This is a genomic window from Pseudomonas sp. BN515 (assembly GCF_029873155.1).
In the GTDB taxonomy this organism is placed as follows: domain Bacteria; phylum Pseudomonadota; class Gammaproteobacteria; order Pseudomonadales; family Pseudomonadaceae; genus Metapseudomonas.
The window spans coordinates 100312-125169 of the sequence record NZ_SSOH01000030.1 but is presented as its reverse complement, the minus strand read 5'-3'; the positions used below and the strand labels follow the sequence as shown (position 1 = coordinate 125169).

Genomic DNA, 24858 nt, shown 5'->3' with positions numbered 1-24858 from the left:
CTGGCGATGGTGTTCCAGCACTTCAACCTGTGGTCGCACATGAGCGCCCTGGAGAACGTGATCGAAGCGCCGGTGCATGTGCTCGGTGTGCCGAAGAAGGAAGCCATCGAAAAGGCCGAGCACTACCTGGCCAAGGTGGGCGTGGCCCATCGCAAGGATGCCTACCCGGCGCACATGTCTGGTGGCGAGCAGCAGCGCGTGGCCATCGCCCGTGCCCTGGCCATGGAGCCGGAGGTGATGCTGTTCGACGAACCCACCTCGGCGCTGGACCCGGAACTGGTGGGAGAGGTGCTCAAGGTCATGCAGGACCTGGCCGTGGAAGGCCGCACCATGGTGGTGGTGACCCACGAGATGGGCTTCGCCCGCGAGGTGTCCAACCAGTTGGTGTTCCTGCACAAGGGGCTGGTAGAAGAGCGCGGTTGCCCGAAAGACGTGCTGGCCAACCCGCAGTCCGATCGCCTCAAGCAGTTCCTTTCCGGCAGCCTGAAATAGCGCGAGGCCAGACGGGGACCGCACGCGGGAAGCGGCCTGCCGGGGATCATCGCGAGAACTCTGGCAAGGCCGCGCATCTGTTCCGCCGGCTTCGGATACACTTCAGCCCGACTCATGCAGGTCGGCCAAGCCGTACCCTTGCGCCTCCCAGACACTCTCAGAAGCGCTGATTACCCATGCCTACCGCCCCCAAGAACGCAACGGTCTATGCCGCACCGGTGATGCGCAAACTGACGGAACTTGCGCCGGACTTGCAGCCGTCTCTACGCAAGGTCGCCGACTTCATCCTGCGTCATCCGCTGAAGGCCGCGACCCTGACCATCGAGGAACTGGCCCTGGAGACCGGCACCTCGCCGTCAGCGGTCAATCGCCTGGCCAGGGTGATGGACCTGGGGGGCTACACCGGCCTGAAGACCGAACTGGTCGCCACGTTGCAGCAAATGGTTTCCCCGGTCGACAAGCTGCGCAGTGAACTTGAGCAACGCGCCGGTGGCGAATTCGGCCTGCATGAACAGATCCGCAGCGCCAGCGTCAACCTCGGCAACGCAGGCTCCAACAACCCGGAGACTGCCTTCGAAGCCTTCGTTGACAGCCTGATCAACGCGCGCAAGATCTATGTCCTCGGCTTTGGCAACAGTGCCTACATGGCCGGCCTGGCCGCCGCTACGCTGACGCCATTCTGCGCCGACGCAATCGCCATCAGCATGGAGGGCGGCAATGAAAACGCCGCCTATCGCCTGGCGGCAATCACCCAGCAGGATGTGCTGCTGGCCATTTCGCTGCCGCGCTATTCCATCGACACCCTGCAACTGGCGCGCTTCGCCATGGAGCGCGGCGCCAAGGTGCTGGCAATTACCGATTCGCCTGCATCGCCGCTGAGCAGCATTGCCGAACACGTCCTGTTCGCTCCCGCCGATCACCCGGTTCTGACCAGCTCCAATATCGCCGTGCTCGCCCTGATCGAAGCACTGGTGGCAGGCGTCATGGCCCGCAACAAGGAAGCGGTGAAACTGGCCACCGAGTTGACTGAGAGCGTGATGTCCTACCTGCACATGCCGACAGGTCGCAAACCGCCGAAGACGTAAGCAGGCGTAGCGGCTGAGGGGCCAGCGTGACGCCCTCTGAACGCGCGCTTGAGGTCGTGATGTTTTTCAATACGCCAACTGCCGGGTCGTCACTGGATGCAGTACAGGCTGAGGTTGCCACGTAGTCGCGTATCCAGATTGACGGCGTCACAGTTTTTCATTTCCCGTAAAGGGTGGTTACGACACAGGATGTCGCAGCTACCAGTCAGTATTGTCCCTACGGTACACACGCAGGAATCCTACCCATGCAGGAGCTTGAACCCGGCCTTATCGTTATCCATGGCAACCACCTGGAGGAGCTGCGCGCCCTGTCGGTGGAGTGGATGAAGCGCTACCCGCTGCGGCCGCTGGAGAACGAAGTGCTGCTGGTGCAGAGCAACGGCATCGCCCAGTGGCTCAAGCTGGCGCTGGCCGAGCGGGACGGTTGTGGCATCGCGGCGGCGCTGGATGTGGACCTGCCGGCGCGCTTCCTCTGGCAGGCCTATCGCAGCGTGCTCGGGCGCGACGCCATTCCCGAGCAGTCGCCGCTGGACAAGGCGCCGCTGACCTGGCGCCTGATGCGCCTGTTGCCGGGCCTGCTGGCCGATGATGCATTCGCGCCGCTGCGCCGCTTCCTCGCCGATGACAGCGACCTGCGCAAGCGCCACCAACTGGCCGAGCGCCTGGCCGACCTGTTCGATCAGTATCAGGTCTACCGTGCCGACTGGCTGGCGGATTGGGCTGAAGGCCGCGACATCCTGCGTACTTCTCGTGGCGGCGAACGCGAGCTGGACGACGCCTCGTGCTGGCAGCCGGCTTTGTGGCGCGCGCTGCTGGCCGATGTGGGCGAGGAGCATCTGGCGGAAAGCCGCGCCGGTGTGCACCTGAGCTTCGTCGCTCGCCTGCGGGAGCTGGATGCGCCGCCGCGCGGACTGCCGCGCCGCATCACCGTGTTCGGCATCTCCTCGTTGCCCGCCCAGGTGCTGGAGGCACTGGCCGCCATGGCCCGTTTCAGCCAGGTGATGCTCTATGTGCACAACCCCTGCCAGCACCACTGGGGCGACATCGTCGAAGACAAGGACTTGCTGCGCCACGAGTACCGCCGCCAGCAACGCAAGGGCGGCGGCGGGCAGATCGGCCTGTTCGACCAGGAGGAAATGCACCAGCACGCCCAGCCGTTGCTGGCCGCCTGGGGCAAGCAGGGCCGCGACTACATCAACCTGCTGGATCAGTACGACCAACCCCAGCGCTACCGCGAGGAATTCGAGCGTATCGACCTGTTCAGCCCGGCGCCGCAAGACAGCCTGCTGGGCCAGTTGCAGAACGACATCCTCGACCTCCGTCCCCTGAAGGAGACCCGCGACACCTGGCCTCCCGTGGAGCCTACGCGGGACCGTACCCTGCGCTTCCACATCGCCCACAGCGCCCAGCGCGAGGTGGAGGTGCTGCACGACCAACTGCTGGCCTGCTTCAGCGAAGACCCGACGCTGCGCCCGCGCGATGTGATCGTCATGGTGCCGGACGTGAACACCTACGCGCCTCACATCCAGGCGGTGTTCGGCCAGTTCAGCAGCGATGATCCCCGCTTCATCCCCTTTACCCTGGCTGACCAGGGCCTGCGCGGCAAAGACCCGCAGGTGATCGCCCTGGAGCATCTGCTGCAACTGCCGGACAGCCGTTTCAGTGTCAGCGAGGTACTCGACCTGCTGGACGTGGCCGCCTTGCGCGCGCGCTTCGGCATCTCGGAAGACGAACTACCCACCCTGCGCCGCTGGCTGGAGGGTGCCGGCATCCGCTGGGGCCTGGATGCCCGGCAGCGCGAATCCCTTGGCCTGGGCGAGGGGCTGGAACAGAACACCTGGCGCTTCGGCCTGCGCCGCATGCTGCTGGGCTATGCCGTGGGCGGCGCCGGGGCGTACGCCGACATCGAGCCCTATGACGAGATCGGCGGCCTCGACGCGGCCCTGATCGGCCCGCTGACCCGCCTGCTGGAAGCCCTCGACCGCCAGCTGGCGCAGCTGCGCGAGCCCGCCGCTCCGGCGGTCTGGGGCGAGCGCCTGCGCGGCCTGCTGGAAACCTTCTTCCTGCCCAAGGGCGATCGCGAGGAAGTCCTGCGTACTCAGTTGCTTGACGCCCTTGACGGCTGGTTGGCGCTCTGCGAAGCGGCTGGCCTGCAGGAGCCGCTGCCGCTGCCAGTGGTACGCGAGGCCTGGCTCGGTGACCTCGACCAGGGCCGCCTCAGCCAGCGCTTCCTCGCCGGCGCGGTGAACTTCTGCACCCTGATGCCGATGCGCGCCATTCCCTTCCGCCACGTCTGCCTCCTGGGCATGAACGATGGTGACTACCCGCGCAGCCAGACGCCACTGGACTTCGACCTCATGGCTGGCGACTACCGCCCCGGCGACCGCTCTCGCCGCGAGGATGACCGCTACCTGTTGCTGGAAGCACTGCTGGCGGCGCGTGACCGCCTCTATATCAGCTGGGTGGGCCGCAGCATCCGCGACAACAGCGAGCGGCCGCCGTCGGTGCTGATCGGCCAACTGCGTGACCACCTCGGCACCGCCTGGAGTCTCGCCGGTGGCGGCGACCTGCTCCACGCGCTGACTACCGAACACCCGCTGCAACCCTTCAGCCGCCGTTACTTCGGCGCCGAGCCGGAGCTGTTCAGCTATGTCCACGAGTGGGCCCGGCTGCACGGTCAGGCTGCTCCGGGTGAGGCTGCGGGCAGCCTGTCGGCCTGGGAGGATGGTCTGCAGATCACCCCGGAATTGTTGCAGGGCTTTCTGCGCGACCCGGTGAAGTGCTTCTTCACCCGTCGACTGAAAGTGCACCTGGATGAAGACGAACAAGCCGAACTGGACAGCGAACCCTTCGCCCTCGATGGCCTGGAGCGCTACCAGTTGCAGGACAACTTGCTGAAATCTGCCGTGCTGGCGGGCAATGGCGACACCCAGCAGGCGCTGGTGGAAGCGGCTGACCGGTTGCAGCGCAGCGGTGTGCTGCCCCTGGCCGGTTTCGGCGAGCAGTACCGCAGCAGCCTGCTGGAGCCGCTGCCGGGGCAACTGCAACGCTATGAAGGGCTATGCCTGCAGTGGCCGGAGCGGGTGGAGTCGCCGCAGCGACTGAGCTTCAGCGCGGGCGCGGTGCAACTCGACGGTTGGCTCGGTGGTCTGCGGCAGCAGGCCGACGGCCGCTTGGCACGGCTGGAACTGCTGCCCAGCGCCCTGGCCAAGGACAAGACCTGGAAGTGGCATCGCCTGTTGCGTCCCTACGTACTGCATGTGGTCGCGGCAGCGTGCGGAGTTCCCATCACCACGTTGCTGGTGGGCGAGGACCAGAGCCTGGCCTTCGAGCCGTTGGCGGCCGAACATGCCGGAAAGCTGCTCACCACCTGGCTGGAGGCCTGGAGCGCCGGCATGCAGGCGCCGCTGCCGGTGGCACTGAAAACTTCCCTGGCCTGGCTGAAAGACGGCAACGACGACAAGGCCTGTGGCGTGTATGAGGGCGGCTACAACATCACCGGCGAGGTAGCCAGCAGCGCCAGCCTCGCCCGGCAATTCCCCAATTACGCCGCCCTGATCGCCGATGGCCAGTTCCCTGCCTGGAGCGAACGGCTCTACCAGCCGCTGCTGGAGAGCCACCCCATTGCCCTCAAGGAGGAGCAGGCATGAGTCAGCCCCAACGCCCCCTTGCCTTGCGGTTCCCGCTGCATGGCAGCCGCCTGATCGAGGCCAGTGCCGGCACCGGCAAGACCTTCACCATTTCCGCGCTCTACCTGCGCCTGATCCTCTGTCATGGCGACGACGCAGCGTTTCGCGAGCCCTTGCTGCCGCCGCAGATCCTGGTGGTGACCTTCACCGATGCCGCCACCCGCGAGCTGCGGGACCGTATCCGTGCGCGGCTGGTGCAGGCGGCGGCGGTGTTCCGTGGCGATGGCGAATCCGACCCCCTGCTGGACGAGCTACGCGGCGATTTCCCGGAATCCCGCTGGCCCGACTGCGCCCGTCGCCTGGAGCTGGCCGCGCAATGGATGGATGAGGCGGCCGTATCCACCATCCACGGCTGGTGTCAGCGCATGTTGCGGGAGCACGCCTTCGACAGCGGCAGCCTGTTCAGCCAGACCCTGGAAACCGACCACAGCGAACTGCTGGCTGAAGTGGTGCGCGATTACTGGCGGCAGCATTGCTACCCGCTGCAGGGCGTCGCACTGGAATGGGCCGCCCGCAGCTGGGGCACTCCGGCCAACCTTGGTGCCCGTTTGCGACCGCTGCTGGGCGAAGACAGCGCGGCCAGCGCACAGCCCCTGGGCGAGTTGCTGGAACGGGCCCTGCTGGATCGCGAGCGGGAGCTGGCGGCGCTCAAGGCACCCTGGCGAGCATGGGCCGATGAGCTGCAAGGCCTGCTGGACAAAGCGGTGGCCGACAAGGCGGTGGACGCCCGCAAGATCCAGGCGCGCTACTACAACCCCTGGCTGGACAAACTGCGGGAGTGGGCGGATGGCGACGAGGCGCGACCGGACCTCGGGACCGGCTTCACCCGTCTGACCCCCGATGGCCTTGCCGAAGCCTGGAAGGGCGCACCTCCAGCGCACCCGGCGCTGGAGGCAATGGCCAGCCTCAAGGCTCAGCTCGACGGCTTGCCCGCCGCGGACGAAGCTGCACTGCACCACGCCGCCGCCTGGGTTCGCCAGCGCTTCGATCGGGAGAAACGCCAGCGTGCGGAGATGGGCTTCGACGACATGCTCACGCGTCTCGACGCTGCCCTGCAGAGCGAGAACGGGCCGCGTCTGGCCGAGGTTATCCGCCACCAGTTCCCGGTGGCGCTGATCGACGAATTCCAGGATACCGACCCGCTGCAGTACCGCATCTTCGACACCCTCTACCAGGTGGAGGCCAATCGCGACGACTGCGGCCTGTTCATGATCGGTGACCCCAAACAGGCCATCTATTCCTTCCGCGGTGCGGATATCCACACCTACCTGCGGGCCCGCCGCGCCACCGCTGGGCGGCACTACAACCTGGAAAAGAATTTCCGCTCCAGCCAGAACATGGTGGATGCGGTGAACGACGTCTTCCTCCGCGCCGAGAACCGCGAGGGCGGGGCAGGGGCCTTCCTGTTCCGCGACGACCTGCCGTTCATCCCGGTGGAGGCCCAGGGCCGCAAGGAAACCTGGACCGTGGAAGGCGAGGTCCAGCCAGCCCTCAACCTCTGGCAGCTGGCCACTGAGGAACCGGTGGCCAAGGGCAACTACCTCGCCGCCCTGGCTGCAGGCGCGGCCAGCGAGATCGTCCGCCTGCTGGACCTCGGCCAGCGGCAGCGCGCCGGCTTCAGCAAGGACGGTGCACTGAAACCGCTGCAGCCCAGCGACATCGCCGTGCTGGTGCGTGATTTCAACGAGGCCCAGGCCATCCGGGGTGAGCTGGCCGCGCGAGGGGTGCGCAGCGTCTACCTGTCGGACAAGGATTCGGTGTTCGCTGCCCAGGAGGCGCGCGACCTGCTGCTGTGGCTGCGCGCTTGCGCCGAGCCGGACCAGGATCGACCCCTGCGTGCCGCCCTGGCCAGCGCCACCCTTGGGCTCGATCTGGCCGAACTGGAGCAGCTCAACCTCGACGAGCGCATCTGGGAACGCCGCGTCATGCAGTTCCGCGATTACCGCCAGCGCTGGCAGCGTCAGGGCGTGCTGCCGATGCTGCGCCAATTGCTGCAGGACTTCGAACTTCCCCAGCGACTGATGGGGCGTGACGATGGCGAGCGGGTGCTGACCAATCTGCTGCACCTGGCTGAGCTGCTGCAGCAAGCCGCTGCCGAACTGGATGGAGAGCTGGCGCTGATCCGCCATCTGGCCGAGTTGCTGGCCGGCGACGGCCAGGCCGCCGAGGAACAGGTGCTGCGCCTGGAAAGCGACGAGGCCCTGGTGCGGGTTGTGACCATCCACAAATCCAAGGGTCTGGAATACCCGCTGGTGTTCCTGCCCTTTATCTGCGCCTTCCGTCCCGTGGACGACAAGAAGCCGTTGCAGGTGCACGACGGCGAGCGCCGCCGGCTGGTGCTCAAGGCCGATGAAGACACCCTGGAGAAGGCCGAGCGCGAACGCCTGGGCGAGGACCTGCGCCTGCTCTACGTGGCGCTGACCCGCGCCCGTCATGCCTGCTGGCTGGGCGTGGCGGACCTGAAGATTGGCAACGCGAAGAAGTCGCGCCTGCACGAGTCGGCCTTCGGCTACCTGCTGGGTGGCGGCCAGGCTCTGGCCCAGAGTGCGGCGCTTGCCGCCTGGTTGGAACCGTTCGCAGCGGTGCCGCGCAGTGCCGTGCTGCCGGCCCCAGAAGCGACCGAACAGCGATATGAAGCCCTGGAGGAGGGGCAGTTCGAGCCCCATTGGCGCACCCCGGAGCGACGTGCCGCCGAGCATTGGTGGATCGCCTCCTACAGTGCCCTGCGCCTGGACGAGGACAGGCTGTCGACGCCGAGCCGACACGACGACGCGGCGCCGGACAGCGCGGCCATGCAGAACTCCAGCGATGACGAAAATCCCGAACTGGCGCAGGCTCCGTTGCCGGTATCCGCCCAGGGGTTGCACCGTTTTCCCCGTGGTCCCAATCCCGGCACCTTCCTCCACGGCCTGCTGGAAATGGCCGCTGAGGAAGGCTTCGCCCAGCTCGCCGCCGACCCGGAGGCGTTGCGTGACGCCGTGGCGCGACGCTGCCGTCGTCGTGGCCTGGAAATGTGGATCGACCCGCTGCACCAATGGCTGCAAGCGCTGCTGGTGCAACCGCTGCACCTGGGCGATGGCCGCGCGGTGTGCCTGGCGGAGATGACGCAATACCAGCCGGAGCTGGAGTTCTGGTTCGAGGCCAGTCGCGTCGACGTGCTGCGTCTCGACGCGCTGGTGCAGCACCATGAGCTGCCGGGCGTCGCCCGCCAGCCGCTGCGCGCCGACACCCTGAATGGCATGTTCAAGGGCTTCATCGACCTGGTGTTCGAGCATGAAGGCCGCTACTACGTGGCCGATTACAAGTCGAACTGGCTGGGCACCGATGACGCCGCCTACACCCGCGAAGCGATGGCCGCGACCATGGCCAGCCATCGCTACGACCTGCAGTACGTCCTCTATGTATTGGCCCTGCATCGGCAGTTGCGCCTGCGCCTGCCGGACTACGACTACGACCGTCATCTGGGCGGCGCGCTCTACCTGTTCCTTCGTGCGCCCGGTCCGGGTGTGTACCTGGCGCGTCCGTCGCGCGAACTGATCGAACAGCTGGATGCCCTGTTCCTGGGCGAGCCTGAGGAGGCCGTTGCATGAGTCCCACATTGTCGCCGGCGCTGAGTGACCGTGACGAACTCTTCGCCCTGCTGGAAGCCTGGAGCGAGCGTGGCTGGCTACGGGAGCTGGACCGTGCCCTGGCGCGGTTTCTCGCCGAGCTGGACCCGACAGCGTCGCCGCTGCTGATCCTCGGGGCTGCCCTGGCCAGCCATCAGCTGGGGCAGGGCCATGTCTGCCTGGACCTGGCCGCTACCCTGGCCAATCCGGATTTCACTCTGTCCCTGCCGCCGGAGGGGGAGGACGCGGAACTGGCGACGCAGCTGCCATCCCAGGTGCTGGCCGGGTTGACCGCGGAACACTGGCTGGCGGCGCACGCCGGCAGTTCGCTGCTGGAAGCCGACGGCGCACCCCTGGTTCTGAGCGGTACCTGTCTGTATCTGCGCCGTTACTGGGACTACGAGCGCCGGGTGGCGGGCAACATCGGCGAGCGTCTGCGGGCGACGTCCGCTGCGCCGGCCGACCTTTCCGTGCGCCTGGCCACGCTCTTCCCCGAACCCTTCGTGCTGGATGGCGAGCGCCTCACCGACTGGCAGAAACTCGCCTGCGCCCTGGCAGCCCAAGGCCGTTTCACCTTGATCACCGGCGGCCCCGGCACTGGCAAGACGACCACGGTCGTGCGTTTGCTGGCGTTGCTGCAGGAGGCCGCGATGGCGGCGGGCGCACCGCTGCGCCTGAGCCTGGCGGCCCCGACCGGCAAGGCGGCGGCGCGCCTCACCGAGTCCATCGGCGGGCAGGTGGCATCACTGCCTGTGTCGGACGCGGTACGTGAGCAGATTCCCAGCACCGTCACCACGCTGCATCGCCTGCTGGGCAGTCGCCCGGACAGTCGCCACTTCCGTCATGACGCCGGCAACCCGCTGCCGCTGGATGTGCTGGTGGTGGACGAGGCCTCGATGATCGACCTGGAAATGATGGCCAATCTGCTGGATGCACTGCCGGCCCATGCACGGCTGATCCTGCTGGGCGACAAGGACCAGCTCGCCTCGGTGGAGGCAGGCGCCGTGCTGGGGGATCTCTGCCGGGAGGCGGAGGCGGGTGGATACAGCGCCAGTACACGCGCCTGGCTGGAGGCCCAGACCGGCGAGCGGGTGGAAGACCCAGCGCTGGTGCCAGGCGAGCAGGCGCTGGCCCAACACATCGTCATGCTGCGTCACTCGCGGCGCTTCGGCAGCGGTTCCGGCATCGGCCGCCTGGCCCGTGCGGTGAACGTCGGGGATGCCTCGACCGCCCGCAGCACCCTGGCGGCGGGCAGCGGCGACCTGCATGTACTGCGTCTGTCCGGCGAGCAGGACCGTGCCCTGGAGCGCCTGCTGCTGGATGGCCTGGCCAGCGGTGAACGCAAGCCGCAAGGCTACGCCCATTACCTGGAGGTGATGCGGCAGGAACGCCCCGAGCCGGGTGCCGAGTCGGCCGCATGGGATACCTGGGCAGGCAGGGTGCTGAAGGCCTTCGACCAGTTCCAGCTGCTCTGCGCGGTTCGCAAGGGGCCGTGGGGCGTCGAGGGACTGAACGAACGCATTGCCCAGGCGCTTCTGCGTCGTGGCTTGCTGGAACAGGATCATGGCTGGTACGAGGGACGCCCGGTGCTGGTGACCCGCAACGACTACAGCCTGGGACTGATGAACGGTGACATCGGCATCGCCCTGCGCCTGCCGGAACCACCCGAGTTTCCCGGCGCCCCGCCGAGGCAGGTGCTGCGCGTGGTGTTCCCCCGCAACGATGGCAGCGGCGCACTGCGCCATATCCTGCCGAGTCGACTGGGAGCGGTGGAAACCGTGTTCGCCATGACGGTGCACAAGTCCCAGGGCTCGGAGTTCGCCCACTGCGCGCTGATCCTGCCGGACACCTTGAATCCGGTATTGACCAAGGAGCTGGTCTACACCGGCATCACCCGCGCGCGGGACTGGTTCAGCCTGATCGAGAGCCGTGCCGGCATCTTCGAGCAGGCAGTACAACGCCGCGTTGAACGGCGCAGTGGATTGGGGGAATCGCTGCTGGACGCTGACTTGAGATGAGTAACCAGACCGGACGGCCCTCAGCGCGCCTGGAGCGTCGCCAGTCCGGAAAGCGAGGCTGAAAGCTCGCGCAACTTGCGGCCGGCCGTTTCAGTCTCGCGAACGCGTTCCTCGTTTCCGGCGGCGATCTCCACCAACTGGCTGCGCGGCGCCGGAATACCCAGGAGGCATGCGCCGCCAGGTCCACGGGTGGGGCCGTTACTTCAAGCTCTTGAGGTAGGCGATCAGGTCCTGGCGCTGCTGGGGGTTGGGTTGGCCCGGGTACATCATCAGGTTGCCTGGCAGCAGGGTGGCCGGGCTGGTGAGCCACTTGTCCAGGTTGGCGTCGTTCCACTCAAGGCCGGCACCCTTGAGTGGCGCGGAGTAGCCGAACCTTGGCGCCTGGGCGCTGGTGCGGCCATATACGCCGTGGAGGCTTGGGCCCATGAGGTTCTTGCCGGCTTCGACGCTGTGGCAGAAGCCGCATTGGGCGGCGAACAGGGCCTGGCCCTTGGCGGTATCGCCTTGGGCGAAAGCCGGAGATGAGGCCAACGCCAGGCCGGTGACAAGGAGTCGTTCGTGGAACATGGAGTTTCCTGCACGTGAAAAGGCCTCGCCGGGCTGACTCGGCGAGGCCTTGCTGCTTTTAGAACCTGTTGGCGAGGTCAATGCCGGACTTGCCGGGCGCGAGAATGTTGTTCGGATCCAGGGCGCGCTTGATGGCGTGTTCCACCTTGCGCTTGACGGTGCCGTAGCTCTGCGCCACCCGTTCCTGGAAGGCGGTATTGACGCGGTAGACGGCGTAGCCGTGCTTCTCGAACTCATCCAGCAGTTCGTGGAAGCAGGCATTGGCGCGCTGGGTTTCCTCCGGGTTGGTGCGGTCGTACAGCACGTCGATCACGTGGTGCATGTCGCGCCAGCCGACGATGAATTCGCCGACGTAGTCCAGGCCGTGCTTGTTGAGAATCTTCTTGGCCAGCGCCTGCTGCTTGTCGCATTCGCTGCCACGGGCCTGGCTGACCGGGGCGAACCACATGGAGCCGCCACCGCCGCGCCAGTTGTACAGGCCGAACTCCTGCAGGTTGGGCACGCCGGACATCAGTTGGGAACGGTACTTGAAGGGCTGGGTTTCGCCGGCTTCTTCCTGGGTGACGATCCTGCCCTTGCCCAGTTTGGCCAGGGCGCCGGTGACGATCTTCCAGTTCACGTCCACCTGTTCCTGGGTGCCGTAGAGGGCGGCGTAGACGTTCCAGGCGCCAAGGTTCTTGTCCTTCTGGATCTGCTTCAGGATGGCGTCCGGGGTGGCACCCGGCTCGGTGATGTAGTCCGAGCGGCGGGTGTTGCAGGTTGAGGCTTCCCAGAGCACGCCGGCGATCACCACGGAGTTGGGGATGACCTGGGCAATACGCAGTGGGCGGATGAATTCGACGATCTCACTGATATCGGACTCGTTCTCGAACTTGATCTCGAAGGGCTTGAACACCGGTGGCTTGGGCATGAGCCAGAAGCCCATCTTGGTGCAGATACCGTAGTTGGCCTGGGTGAACATACCGTCCAGGGTCGGGCCGTAGCCCCACTTGAATACCTGCCAGGCGTTGTCGCCCTTCACGCCGCCCATGCCGGTGCGGTAGACGTCGCCGTTGGCCAGAACCACCTCCATGCCGCACTGCATGAGGAAGTGCTCGCCGTAGGGGGTGTAGCCCACACCGCGATCCATGGTGTTGCCCAGCGGGCCGGCGATGGCGGACGGCGCCGAAAACGACAGCATCAGTGGGAGGTTGTTTTCCTGGATGTAGTCGTACAGCTGCTGGTAGGTCACCCCCGGCTCCACCAGGGCGGTGCACAGCTCGGGATCGACGTGGATGATCTTGTTCATCTTCTTCAGGTCAAGGATCACCTGACCGCGCTGGCCGGGGGCCGCCGAGCCGTAACCGAAGTTGCGGCCGGTGGAGATGGTCCACACCGGAATGCCATGTTCGTTGCAGATCCGCACGACCCCCTGCACCTGTTCCACGGTGGTGGCGGTGACGGCGGCGGAGGGCGCGTGTTCGGCATTGTCCACGGCCATCATGATCTTGTTGTAAGGGATCAGCTGTTCGTCCTTGACCAGGACGTTGTCCTCGCCCAGCAGCTTGCGGAATTTGGCCAGGGCTTGCTGGAAGTTGGCGTCATTCACGCCACGGGGAAGCAGGGTTTTCTGGGTTTGCTCGGTCATTTGTCAGCTCCTTCAAGCCACGATCGAGAACGAAACGAATTGGCCGGCGAGCGCCGGCTGATGGCTGGCGATACGCGGGGCCGCGCTGCTGTCGGCGCCACCCAGACCGGCCAGGCTGTAGCCGAGGCTGGCCGCCCATTGCGCGGAACCGCCGCTGCGCGCGGCGCCGGTCAGCTTCAGGGGCTGACCGCCCAGGGGATGCTCTTCGCTCAGGCTGAAACCGCCGCCACAGGCGTGCAGCTGCTGGCCCAGGTGCAGGGCGCAGCCTTGGGCGCTGTCGGCGCTGAGCAGGTGGTGGCGGGTGGCGCCGGCGATTGCGCAGTGCTGGCCGAGCCACTGCACGCGTGCGCCGTTGCTGCGGGCGAGGTCGAGGATCAGTGCCGCGCTGGCGTCATCCACCAGGCCGATGATGCGTTGCGGCTGGCCACTGCGCAGGCGCTTTTCAAGACCGAGGATGAAGTCCAGGCCAATGTCGGCGCGCTGCACTTCGGCATTACCGGCCGCCGGGCTGGAGCCTACCCCTGCGAGGAAAGCCTTGCCGGCCGCCCCGTCATCCACCAGTACCAGGGTGGGCAATGGCCGGGCCTGGCCGCCCAACATGGCTTTGGTCATCGCCAGGCTGGAGCCGCTCATGGCGATGCCGGTCAAACCGCCCAGGGCCATGCCCTTGAGCAGGGTACGACGTTCGATGTTCATCGCCGGCACCTCAGGGCTTGGCCGCGGGAGCGGGCGACTTGGAGATGTACTCGCCGACCTGCTGCAGGGCCTTGTCATCGATGAACGAGGCCGGGAAGGCCGGCATGGCGCGGAATCCATTGCGCACCACGGCGGAAATGTACTGCGGCGGTAGCTGGCGGCCGGTGATCACCGGACCCACCTGGTGTTCGTGGCAGTGGCCGCAGACCTTCTGGTAGACGTTCTCGCCACTTTTCCAGACCCCGTCGCCATCGGCGAAGGCCTGGCCGGCGAGCAGGGCGAAGGGCAGTGCAAGGCTGGCCAGCAATGGCCGTTTCACAGCTTGGCTGTTGAGGAGTGAGGACATTTCGTACTCCGTTTTTTATTGGTGGGGTGCGGTTTGATGGAGCGGCTGAATCAGAACGGATAGGGCCGCGGGCTGTGTTGCAGGGTGATCCAGTGGTCGGTGGTGAACTCCTCGATGGCCCAGTCGCCGTTGAATCGGCCGAGGCCGGAGTTCTTCTCGCCACCGAAGGGGGCGTTGGGTTCGTCGTTGACCGGGATGTCGTTCACGTGGGTCATGCCGGCGTGGATGCGCTGGGCGAACTGCACGCCGCGCTCCAGGCTGCCGGTGAACACCGCGCTGGACAGGCCGTATTCGCTGCGGTTGGCCAGCTCCAGGGCGTGTTCGGCATCGCGGGCGGACTGGATGCCCACCAGCGGGCCGAAGATTTCCTCGCGGGCGATCTCCATGTCGGCGGTGACGTTGCCGAACACATGGGGCGGCATGACATTGCCCTGGGGCTCGCCGCCCACCAGCAGGGCGGCGCCTTCGGCCTTGGCGGTGGCGATCTTTTCTTTCAGGCCGGCCAGCTGCCTGGCGTTGATCACCGGGCCGACCACGGTCTCGGGCTTGCTCGGGTCGCCGTAGGGCAAGGCCTTGACCCGCTCGACGAAGCGCTGGGTGAAGGCATCCACCAGGGATTGCTCGACGATGATGCGGTTGACCGCCATGCAGATCTGGCCCTGGTGCAGGAACTTGCCCACCACGGCAGCGTTGACTGCCTGTTCCAGGTCGGCGTCGGCCAGGACCACGAAGGGACTGTTGCCGCCCAGCTCCAGCGCGACGTGCTTGAGGTGCTCGCCGCCGCTGGCGATGCGGCCGATGTTGCGGCCGACCTGGGTCGAGCCGGTGAACGAAATGAACGCCGGTACCGGGTGCTCGACGAAGGCGTCGCCGATTTCCGCGCCCGAGCCCACCACCACGCTGAGCACGCCAGCCGGCAAGCCGGCTTCCTCGAAGATGCGCGCCAGCAGCAGGCCGCCGGTGACCGGCGTGTCGCTGGCCGGCTTGACCACCACGGCGTTGCCCAGGGCCAGGGCCGGGGCCAGGGATCGGGCGGTGAGGTGCAGGGGGAAGTTCCACGGACTGATGACGCCGATCACCCCCAGGGGGGCTCGATACACGCGGCTTTCCTTGCCGGGGATGTTGGAGGCGACGATGCGCCCGTGCACGCGGTTCGGCAGGCTGGCCGACTCCAGGGTGATGGCGCGGGCGGCGCCCCATTCGATCTGCGCCTTGATGCGAGTGCTGCCGGACTCGCGGATGATCCAGTCGATGATCTCCTCGCGGCGCTCATCGAAGACCTTCACCGCTTCCAGCAGGACGCGGGCGCGCTCGGCCGGTGCCTTGGCCGCCCACGCGCCCTGGCTTTCGCGGGCTTTGCGATAGGCCGCGTCGAGGTCCTCGCGGCTGGCCAGAGCGATGCGCAGCAGGAGCTCGTCGTTGTAGGGGTTGAAGACTTCCAGCGGGCGACCGGTACTGCCGGCGCGCCATTGACCGGCGAGGGGCTGCAGCTCGAGGTTCTGGTAGGCAGGGCGGGTGGTGTCCATGGGGGCTCTCTTGTTTGAGCGGAAGGCTGCCGGTGGCGGCGATCCGATGGTCGTATGGGGGCGTGGTGACGCCTCAGGCGTGACGCGCGGGCGCCTGGCCTGTGGCGTTACGATCGGGGATCAACAACGAAGTCGTGATGCGGGCGGGCGAGGGGGATTGCTTGGCGATGGGAAGCAGTTCATGGGGCCGTTACCTGCATTGTTGTTGTCTCGGGTGCACGCAACAGGTCCTTAACAACTACCGTGCCATTTCTTTTGTTTTGAGTTTTTTCCTTTTTAAACAATAGGTTATGACGATAAGGCAGAAGGCGGCTGAGTGCGTCGAGGCGGTTGCGAGACGGTGGGTGCGGAAATTTCTGCAGAGAAGTCTCCGGGGCGCTGAAACTTTCCCAGAGCAGTTCGCGGGAGACTGTGCGGTTATCGAGTAACGGCAAGCGCTGGCGCCGGAAGGTCAATTGACCGGCCATTCCTCGTTGGCATACTGAACGGGTCTTTCCTGCCTCCCGCCCTAGACCCATGACTCGCAAATCCTCGAGCAATCCCGGCCGTGCCATGGGGGATGAATTCCTCAAACAGTTGCTCAGCCAGCAGAAACGCCTGATCGTCGACCATGCCAACCAGTTCGGCAGCAGCGGGCTGCCTTCGGCCGAGCAACTGGCGGAGACCGTCGCCTTCGCACCCCAGGACGGCAATATCTGGCTCTGCGGACAGCGCATGATGCTGCTGCAGGGGGCCGCCTTCGGCGCCATACGCCGTGAGCTGGTGGACGCTCTCGGCCTCGACAAGGCGCGTGGCCTTCTGACCCGCATCGGCTGGCAGGCCGGGGCGCGGGATGCCGCCCAGGTCAGCGCGCAGTGGCCCGAGGGTGACCACGCCAGCCTCTACAGCGCTGGCCCGCGCCTGCACATGCTGGAGGGCATGGTGAACGTGGAGGTGGTGCGCTTCGACATCGACTCCAGCGTCGGTCATTTCTATTCCGAGTTCTTCTGGCACAACTCACTGGAGGCCGACGAGCACATTGCCAGCTACGGGCTGGGCAGCGAGCCGGCATGCTGGATGGAGGTGGGCTACGCCAGCGGGTACGCCTCGTCCCTGCTGGGACGTCTGGTGGTGTTCCGCGAACAGGAGTGCCGCTGCATGGGGCACTCGGCCTGTCGTATCGTCGGCAAGCCGGCGGAGCAGTGGGACGACATCGATACGGACCTGGCCCACCTGGATGCCAGCGATTTCCTCAGCCGCAGCACCTACGGTTCGGCCGGCGAGACGGAAATGGCCGAGCTGGAGGAGCCGTCCGAGGACCAGGCCATGGTGGGCATCTCCGCCGCCTTCGTCGCTGCCAGCCAGCAGCTGTATCGCGTGGCGCCGACCCAGGCCACGGTGCTGCTGACCGGTGAATCCGGGGTGGGCAAGGAGCTTTTCGCGCGCACCCTGCACCAGGCCAGTCCGCGCCGTCACACACCGCTGGTGGCGCTCAATTGCGCGGCGCTGCCGGAAACCCTGCTGGAGGCGGAGCTGTTCGGTGTGGAGCGCGGCGCCTTCACCGGCGCCGACCGCTCCCGTCCGGGGCGCTTCGAACGGGCCAAGGGCGGCACCTTGTTCCTCGACGAGATCGCCACATTGAGCCTCAGCGCCCAAAGCAAGATCCTGCGGGTGCTGCAGGAGGGCGAGATCGAGCGGGTGGGCGGCACCACGGCGATCCCGGTGGACGTGCGGGTGATCGCCGCCACGAATCTGGATCTGCGGCGCGAGGTCGAGGCCGGGCGCTTCCGGGAGGACCTGCTGTATCGGCTGAATGTGTTCCCCATCCACCTGCCGCCCCTGCGCGAGCGGCGCGAGGACATCCCGCTGCTGATGAGCTACTTCTTGCGCAAGTTCAGTGCTCGCCATGGGCTCAAGCCCCTGGGCTTCAGTACACGGCTGGTCAACGCCCTGCTTACCTACCGCTTCCCCGGCAATATCCGTGAGCTGCAGAACCTGATCGAGCGAGGCGTGATCGCCGCCGGAGATGGCGAGCTCATGGACCTGGTGCACCTGGCGGAGGCGGGTGAGTCGCTGCGCTCCAGTGGCATCGGCCTGACCGCTGAGGGCCGTCTGGATGCTGTCGGTGGTGAGCCGCAGGCGCGGGCCGAGGTGGCTGTCGCGGATCAGGCGTCGGTCGAACCGGAGCTGGCCGACCTGCAGGCCTTCCTCAGTGGCCGCGAGCGGGTGCTCGGGACTTCGTTGAAGGAGATCGAGCAGCGCCTGGTACACCTGGCGCTGGAGCGCACCGGCGGCAACCTCACCGCGGCGGCGCAGATGCTGGGCATGAGCCGTGCCCAGATCAGTTACCGGCTCAAGGGGGAGTGATCCCCCCTGATCGGTCACGGATGGCTCAGAGGGGCATGGTGAACTTCACCCAGTAGGTCTGGCCCTCGGCGCGATTGCGCACGCCGCTTTCGTCCTGCCACTTGGCACTGATGAACCAGCCATTGCCGCTGTACTGCACGGCCGGGCCGATGGAGAAGCTGCGGCCACGGTTGCCGTCATTGGCGTCCACCAGTGCGGCCGAGGCGCAGTTCGAGGCACTGCACTTGTCGTCGCTGATCTGCTGGTAGGCGTGGCCGCCCACGCCCACGACCCAACCGTTGCCCAGGCCCCAGCCCAGGGTGTAGTCGGCGTGCAGTTCGCGGCCGGACTGGTAGTGGGTGTCGCGGTTCTCGAAGTTGTAGTCGTGCATCAGGCGCACATCGGCGTTGAAGCCGTTGGGGTCGGTGTAGGTCATCGCGTACACCGCCTGCACGGTGTAGTAGTTGTTGCCGAGGTTGATCAGGTCGTCCTTGTCGTAGCTGCCGGTGGGAGCCACGAAGTCGACGCCGACAGCGGTGTGGAACTTGTCGCTGTGGTGGAAGCCGACAACCGGGCCGAAGTGGGCGTCGCCGATGCCGCGCTTGTGGTCGTGCGGGCCGTTCTTGACGTTCAGGCGGATGTCGTTGAGCGGCAGCAGGGCGTGGAAGCCGAGGTTGCCGCCGAGCACCTGCTGCTCGGTGACCCAGATGAAACGCGGCACGATGGTGGTGACCCGCAGGTCGATGTCGGCGGCCTTGTCGCCTGCGTTGTCGCGCAGGGAGTCGGCCAGGTAGTTACCCACGAACACCTGACCGTAGGTGCCGGGCGGCGGCAGGATACCCATGCCGTAGATCTCGATACCCATCGGCCAGGACGACAGGCCGCCTTCGGTGGCTTGCGCCAGTTGGCTGGTGCCGGCGAGCAGCAGGCTGGTGGTGCAGGCAATGACAGGGGTGCTGAAGGATTTCTTGTTCATGTAAGGCAGCCTTGTTGTTATTGGGTGCGAGCAAGGCTGGTGTCTTGCTCGGAGAGTGCCCTAAACAATTAGCGTGCCAGTCACTAAATTCTGTTTTTTGCCGAAGATGGCGTCCTGTTTGCGTTTTTTTCGCAATGGATTGGCCTGGTTGCCCGTGGTGCGGCGACAGCCTGTTAAGAAAATTCCGCGCCCTGGAGAATTCTCGACGCCGGCCCTAGGTGTCGCCGCCGCCACGGCGAAAGGCATTGGGCGACTGGCCGTTGAGGCGGCGGAAGAAGCGCGAGAAGTAGGTGGGGTCGGTGAAGCCCAGGCTGTCGGACACCTGGGCAATGGTCATGTTGGTGTAAATGAGGTTTCGCCGGGCCTCCAGCAACAGGCGCTGGTGGATGATCTGCAGCGCGCTCTGGCCGGCCAGCTGGCGACACAGGTTGTTCAGGTGGACACTGGACAGGCTCAGCCGGTGGGCGAAGGCCTCCACCGTCAGGTGTTCGCGGTAGTGCTGCTCCACCAGCTTGATGAAGCGCCCCAGCAGTTGCCGATTGCGTTCGTCGCGCCCGCTGGGGGGCGTGATCTGCTGGCTGCGCCGGCTGATCCAGACCATGAGCACGTTGACCAGGGAGTTGAGCACCAGCTCGCGGGACGGCGCGCTGCCTTCGTATTCCTTGAGCAGGGCGGCGAACAGCGTGTTGATGTAGGTGCGGTCGGCCCCCACCGGGTAGCAGCCCGAGGAGGCCAGCACCGCCAAGGGCGCGCCGAGTTGCGCCTCCAGCAGCTCCACCAGGGGCGCCCCCAGGGTCAGCACATGGCCCTCGATATTCTCGGAAAACTGGAAGCCATGGACGCAGAGCGGCGGGGTGACCTGGATCGACGGTTCGAGGATGTCGCTGCGCCGGCCTTCTACCTCCACCACCGCCTGGCCGCGCTGGACGTAGAGCAGCTGGAACAGGTCGGCGTGGCGGTGCGGCTTGATCTCCCAGTGGTGCAGGCTGCTGCGTTTCGGAATGGATTCGCAGTGCAGCAGGTCGGGCGTCGGCCAGGCCTGGTTCTCGCCATAGAGCTTGAATACGGGAACGCCTGGAATGCTGGTTTTCATGAGTTGGCCTGGGAGCTGTGGCGCTGTTCGGAGCTGGTCGATAATCGGACGGTGTTTTCAAAAGTGCAAGTTATAGCGAGATTCTGACCTTCTTTTTCGATTTCTGTCAGCAAAAATGCAGGTGAGCATAAACCCACGTGTTTCAGGTTCCTGTCTGCTCCGTTGGCCTGAAGCCCTTTTTGCGAGACAACAACAATGAAAACTCAGGTTGCCATCATCGGTGCCGGCCCCTCCGGATTACTGCTCGGCCAACTGCTGCACAAGGCCGGTATCGACAACATCATCGTCGAGCGCCAGACCCCTGATTACGTGCTCGGCCGCATCCGTGCCGGGGTGCTGGAGCAGGGCACTGTCGACATGCTCCGCGAGGCCGGCGTGAGCGATCGGATGGACGCCGAAGGCCTGGTGCATGAAGGCGTTGAGCTGGTGTTCGATGGCAAGCGCGTGCCCATCCACCTGACCGAACTCACCGGTGGCAAGAGTGTGGTGGTGTACGGCCAAACCGAGGTTACCCGTGACCTGATGGACGCCCGCGCCGCCAGCGGCGCACCGATCATCTACTCGGCCAGCAATGTCGCGCTGCACGAACTCAAGGGCGAGCGCCCCTATGTCACCTTCGAGAAGGATGGCCAGTTGCAGCGCATCGACTGTGACTACATCGCCGGTTGCGACGGATTCCACGGCGTTTCCCGCAAGACCATCCCGGCCGGTGTGCTAACCGAATACGAGCGGGTCTATCCGTTCGGTTGGCTGGGCCTGCTGTCCGACACCCCGCCGGTGAACGAAGAGCTGATCTACGCCCACCACGAGCGCGGCTTCTCGCTGTGCAGCCAGCGTTCCCTGACTCGCAGCCGCTACTACCTGCAGGTGCCGCTGACCGACAAGGTGGAAGATTGGCCCGATGAGCGCTTCTGGAACGAGCTGAAGGCGCGTCTGCCCGAGGAAGTGGCTGAGCGCTTGGTGACTGGCCCGTCCCTGGAGAAGAGCATCGCGCCGCTGCGCAGCTTCGTGGTGGAGCCGATGCAGTATGGCCATCTGTTCCTGGTCGGCGACGCCGCCCACATCGTGCCGCCTACCGGTGCCAAAGGCTTGAACCTGGCCGCCTCGGATGTGTGCTACCTGTACCGCATTCTGGTGAAGGTCTACGGCGAGGGCCGTACCGACCTGCTGGAGAAGTATTCCGAGCTGGCCCTGCGCCGAGTGTGGAAGGGCGAGCGTTTCAGCTGGTTCATGACCAACCTGCTGCACGACTTCGACGGTCACAAGGATGCCTGGGACCACAAGATGCAGGAGGCCGATCGCGAGTACTTCCTGAACTCCCATGCCGGCCTGGTGAACATCGCCGAGAACTACGTCGGCCTGCCCTACGAAGAGGTCTGCTGACACTGACGGCCCCACCGCCCGCGGCGGGGCCGATTCCAACCTGGAGGCATGCCCATGGGAATCTTCGATTGGAAGCACTGGCTGGTGCTGTTGCTGGTGGTGCTGGTGTTGTTCGGCGGCAAGCGGCTGAAAAGCCTGGGGGCCGACTTGGGCGAGTCGATCCGCGCCCTTCGCCGCTCCTTGGCGACCGAGGACAAGGGCGAGCCCCATCCCGCCGAAGTTGAGAGCGCCGCTCGTATCGCGCAACAGAATCCGTCCCAGCCCCGGCCCTGAGGCCTCGCCCCCGAGCGCCCGTGCCGCCTTTGCCGGCGGCCTGCACTTCTTCGACACATCAAGGCAGAAACGAAAAAGCCCCTGAACATCTCGCGATCTTCAGGGGCTTTACATTTGGAGGGCCGGGGGGATTTGAACCCGTTATAGAGCTTGTCCATTGATGGTGAATGATGGTCAACACCAGCTATTCCGCTGCCTTGGCGATAGCGCTACTGACATTTGCTGGACTGTGCTGGGCAGTGGCTTCGACACTTTTTCGACATGTCCACCCCATCCCTATCAATTCGATATAGCTGTGTGGCAAATTGGCATTACGGCGGACGTCGTGCTATGGGATTTATTGGGATCCAAGGTTTTATTGTAATAAGGATATTTGTGATGCTGATTAGAAGAGTTGCTGTTGAAAATGCTAGAAGCTTTCTCGGTCGTGCAGAACTTTCTCTGGATGGACCGATCTCGATTATTATTGGGCCCAATGGTGGTGGTAAAACTAACCTGCTTGATACAGTTGTAATAGCATTAAGGAGATTCTTGAAGTCTCCAAATTATTTTGCGCATCAGCCTTCCCCTGAAAATCAAGAGTTGTATGTTCAGCGGCACAATGACGTGATGAACAATATGCTTCTCGAAAAACATAGCTCTGGAAGGGAGTTGCCGCAGAAAATCGAGATTGAGATCGAGGTGACTCAGCGCGATCTCGAAAGTATGAAAACTCTTCAAGACGATGTTGAGGTTATGTTGCCAAGGCTGGCGAACTATTCTGGGCATCAGGTAAGATTGGCGGCAGGCTGGGATGTTCACGGTTTGAAGCCTGGTCAGCGATTTGTTTTTGAAGTCGTGAATGGTTCGTTGAAACATGGTTTTGAAAAGCCGCAAGAAGATTTTTATCAGTTTATCCATAACTTTGAAGAATTCAGCTTTCTGAGGTCTAGGCTGGGGTTTTCAGATCTGACCTCTCCGGTTGTATATCTTCCTATCAATCGCAGTGCACATGGGTTTCAGTCCAGTGTGCAGCTTGCTGGATACAATGATGTTGAACATAAAAGGCAGGTTGACGGGACATACTCTAGGCAGAGCTTTCCACTCATAACATTAGCGGTTGGAAGGTTGGCAACTAAATATCGACTTCTACAAGAAGACGAGTCTGGTAACTTCAAGGAAAAATTTTACAGTGACCCAGCATTGGTCGAGTTAGGAGAGTTGCTTGGAAGTCTTGGCTACAGCTGGGAGTTGAAATGTATAAGTCCGACTGCCAATCAATATGATATTTCGCTGAAGAAGCAGGGTTCTGAGTTTATGGTTGGTTCTGCTTCTTCCGGTGAGAGGGAGCTATTGAATTATCTTTTTGCAATCTATTCTTTAAATATAAGAGATTCGATAATTATTATTGATGAGCCCGAGCTTCATCTCCATCCTAGATGGCAAATTATACTTTTGGAGATATTTGGCAAGCTTTCTAGTACTACGGGAAACCAATTCTTGTTGGCCACTCATTCTCCTGCTTTTGTCTCGCCGCAATCGATTCGATATATATCGCGTGTTTTTAGTAGGGAGCAGAAGAGTAATATTGTTCGTCTGAGTGGCAGTGAGCTTCCGAATAGTAAGCATTTATTCAATATAATTAATTCCCAGAATAATGAAAGGATATTCTTTGCGGATAAGGTGGTTCTGGTTGAGGGGATAAGTGATCGGGTGTTTTTTGAGGCGTTGATAAAGAGACTCGAGATAAAGCCTTCTGGTAAAGTTGTGGAGATTGTTAATATTGGCGGGAAAGGGTTCTTTAAATCTTACGAAAAAATACTTTCGGCATGTAAAATTGATTATGCTGTTATTGCTGATCTTGATTATGTCGAGCAGGTTGGTGGGGCGGAGCTAAAAAGCCTCTTCCGCTTGAATGCGAACGAGGTGAAGAAGGATGTAATAGATAATGTTGGGAGTTTGGACGGGATAGCGCTTGTTCAAAATATTGATCAGGCTCTAGCTACAGGTAGTTGGGATGATGCACGCGCTGTTTGGGATTACATTAAATCAAGAAGAAGGCAGTTGATTCCAAATCTTGAGGGCGGGGCTAGGGAAAAATTGGATGAATTTATCGAGGGGTTGCGCAGTGAGGGCACCTTTATTCTTAGTAAGGGGGCCATTGAGCAGTATCTTCCTGCCGGGCTTCGGCAAAAAGATCTCGATAAGCTGATTGAGTTTGTGGCTGAAGACGATTTTTGGGAGAAGATTGATGCGAGTTCGAAAGAGGAGCTCGAGTTGATAATTAGAAGTGCAGTCTCATGATTTCTCTCGGTTAGATATAGAATGTTGCCAGCTCCTTGCTTTAATTTGGAGCTGGTGATTTCTTTAAGCTAAATTTGACAGGCCAGAAGTCGAACGATTCCAATTACTAACCCATCGGGCTAAAGCTATTCGCCGCCGAGCAATACCTCTGCTTTATCCGGTCGCTTCGTGGCTCTCGGTCGCTCTGCCAGCGTTCACCCCAAGCGCGGCATTCATCTTTGAAGAACTGTTTCGCACCCTTGCGGCACTCCCGATAGTCAATCGAACCACGCTTGTGGTTGCCGCACACACTACCGCCATCAATGTAGTTGTTCACGATGGTCCAGGTGGCGTAGTAGCGGGTGCCGCCGCTCCACTTAACAATCCACTCGCCATGCTTCTCGACGGTTCTGCTACGGGTGGTTGTCTGCTGGATGGGCTGTTGGTAAGCGGATGATTGCCTCATGCCTTCCATGCTCACCACGTTGTCAGGCTGGCGCGGTGTGTAGTTCTGGTCGTTGTAGTCGGTTTGTTTGATCCGGGCTTTGCGCTCGGTTTCTTGCTGCTTAACGCTGGACCAGAACATTTCCTCAGCGGTCGGCTGATTCGGGTCGAGTTCTTCGAATGCGGGGAGGGAAGACGGCTCTTCCTGTGGTTGCTCAATCTGAGCGACTTGCTGGGAGTTTTGTAAGAAGGGGATTGGGACGCCTGCCAAGTGGAGCAGGCCAACCCCAACGCTGGTTCCGAGAATGACTGCAAACAGCCAACTGCCGACTCCACCGTTTCCTTTGGATACCTTCAGCCGAGGCGGGGCGTCATCCCAGTCCGATTTCATTTGGTGCTCCTTGCTAACTCTTCCTGACTTCCTGTGCTCGGGCCTACCAGCCCCTGG

16 protein-coding genes and 1 pseudogene are annotated in these 24858 nt (G+C 63.6%); 9 read left to right on the top strand and 8 right to left on the bottom strand.

Annotated features, from left to right (window positions below):
* From aotP to recD, 5 genes and pseudogenes are all read left to right on the top strand, one after another.
* A pseudogene (gene aotP / locus E8E91_RS09270) lies at window positions 1-492 on the top strand (arginine/ornithine transport ATP-binding protein AotP); the annotation flags it as partial.
* A gap of 176 nt (window positions 493-668) precedes the next feature.
* Window positions 669-1577: a MurR/RpiR family transcriptional regulator gene (locus E8E91_RS09265; protein ID WP_280375497.1), complete on the top strand. Its 909-nt coding sequence runs from the start codon at window positions 669-671 to the stop codon at window positions 1575-1577.
* A 245-nt stretch (window positions 1578-1822) separates the two neighbouring features.
* The gene (recC, locus tag E8E91_RS09260; RefSeq protein WP_280375496.1) at window positions 1823-5227 is read left to right on the top strand and encodes an exodeoxyribonuclease V subunit gamma; all 3405 of its coding nucleotides are present in this window, start codon (window positions 1823-1825) and stop codon (window positions 5225-5227) included.
* Complete coding sequence (gene recB / locus E8E91_RS09255; protein ID WP_280375495.1) at window positions 5224-8856, top strand: exodeoxyribonuclease V subunit beta; 3633 nt, start codon at window positions 5224-5226, stop codon at window positions 8854-8856. The genes recC and recB overlap by 4 nt, the downstream gene beginning before the upstream one ends.
* Window positions 8853-10892: an exodeoxyribonuclease V subunit alpha gene (gene recD / locus E8E91_RS09250; RefSeq protein ID WP_280375494.1), complete on the top strand. Its 2040-nt coding sequence runs from the start codon at window positions 8853-8855 to the stop codon at window positions 10890-10892. Before recB ends, recD begins: the two co-directional genes overlap by 4 nt.
* A gap of 198 nt (window positions 10893-11090) precedes the next feature.
* Here recD and E8E91_RS09245 read toward each other — a convergent pair whose 3' ends face one another.
* From E8E91_RS09245 to pchA, 5 genes are read right to left on the bottom strand one after another with little or no spacing between them, the layout of a single operon-like run.
* The gene (locus E8E91_RS09245; protein ID WP_280375493.1) at window positions 11091-11459 is read right to left on the bottom strand and encodes a c-type cytochrome; all 369 of its coding nucleotides are present in this window, start codon (window positions 11457-11459) and stop codon (window positions 11091-11093) included.
* A 58-nt stretch (window positions 11460-11517) separates the two neighbouring features.
* The gene (locus E8E91_RS09240; RefSeq protein WP_280375492.1) at window positions 11518-13086 is read right to left on the bottom strand and encodes an FAD-binding oxidoreductase; all 1569 of its coding nucleotides are present in this window, start codon (window positions 13084-13086) and stop codon (window positions 11518-11520) included.
* A gap of 12 nt (window positions 13087-13098) precedes the next feature.
* A complete protein-coding gene (locus E8E91_RS09235; protein WP_280375491.1) occupies window positions 13099-13782 on the bottom strand; it encodes a hypothetical protein in 684 nt (227 codons plus the stop codon).
* A gap of 10 nt (window positions 13783-13792) precedes the next feature.
* Window positions 13793-14128, bottom strand: a complete 336-nt coding sequence (locus E8E91_RS09230) for a cytochrome c (protein ID WP_190831786.1) — start codon at window positions 14126-14128, stop codon at window positions 13793-13795.
* A gap of 50 nt (window positions 14129-14178) precedes the next feature.
* Entirely contained in the window at window positions 14179-15654 is a 1476-nt protein-coding gene (pchA, locus tag E8E91_RS09225; RefSeq protein WP_280375490.1) for a 4-hydroxybenzaldehyde dehydrogenase, read from the bottom strand.
* Between the two features lie 516 nt (window positions 15655-16170).
* Between pchA and E8E91_RS09220 the strand changes: the two genes are divergently transcribed.
* Complete coding sequence (locus tag E8E91_RS09220) at window positions 16171-18000, top strand: sigma-54-dependent Fis family transcriptional regulator (RefSeq protein ID WP_280375489.1); 1830 nt, start codon at window positions 16171-16173, stop codon at window positions 17998-18000.
* Between the two features lie 25 nt (window positions 18001-18025).
* On the opposite strand, the gene E8E91_RS09215 is transcribed toward E8E91_RS09220, so the two are convergent.
* Together E8E91_RS09215 and E8E91_RS09210 are read right to left on the bottom strand one after the other, a co-directional pair.
* Window positions 18026-18955: a transporter gene (locus E8E91_RS09215; RefSeq protein ID WP_280375488.1), complete on the bottom strand. Its 930-nt coding sequence runs from the start codon at window positions 18953-18955 to the stop codon at window positions 18026-18028.
* A gap of 214 nt (window positions 18956-19169) precedes the next feature.
* Window positions 19170-20048, bottom strand: coding sequence for a helix-turn-helix domain-containing protein (locus E8E91_RS09210; RefSeq protein WP_190831790.1), 879 nt, complete (start codon window positions 20046-20048; stop codon window positions 19170-19172).
* Window positions 20049-20243: 195 nt separating this feature from the next.
* On the opposite strand from E8E91_RS09210, the gene pobA reads away from it, so the two are divergent.
* The 3 genes from pobA (at window position 20244) to E8E91_RS09195 (ending at window position 23987) form a co-directional block, all read left to right on the top strand.
* Entirely contained in the window at window positions 20244-21431 is a 1188-nt protein-coding gene (gene pobA / locus E8E91_RS09205; RefSeq protein ID WP_280375486.1) for a 4-hydroxybenzoate 3-monooxygenase, read from the top strand.
* Between the two features lie 54 nt (window positions 21432-21485).
* Window positions 21486-21704 (top strand): twin-arginine translocase TatA/TatE family subunit, encoded by a 219-nt coding sequence (locus tag E8E91_RS09200; protein ID WP_280375485.1) that lies wholly within the window; start codon window positions 21486-21488, stop codon window positions 21702-21704.
* 378 nt (window positions 21705-22082) lie between these two features.
* On the top strand, window positions 22083-23987 hold the full coding sequence (locus tag E8E91_RS09195) for an AAA family ATPase (RefSeq protein WP_280375484.1): 1905 nt from the start codon (window positions 22083-22085) through the stop codon (window positions 23985-23987).
* Between the two features lie 106 nt (window positions 23988-24093).
* Here the strand turns inward: E8E91_RS09195 and E8E91_RS09190 are convergent, their stop codons facing one another.
* Entirely contained in the window at window positions 24094-24801 is a 708-nt protein-coding gene (locus E8E91_RS09190; RefSeq protein ID WP_280375483.1) for a hypothetical protein, read from the bottom strand.
* Window positions 24802-24858: the final 57 nt, after the last annotated feature.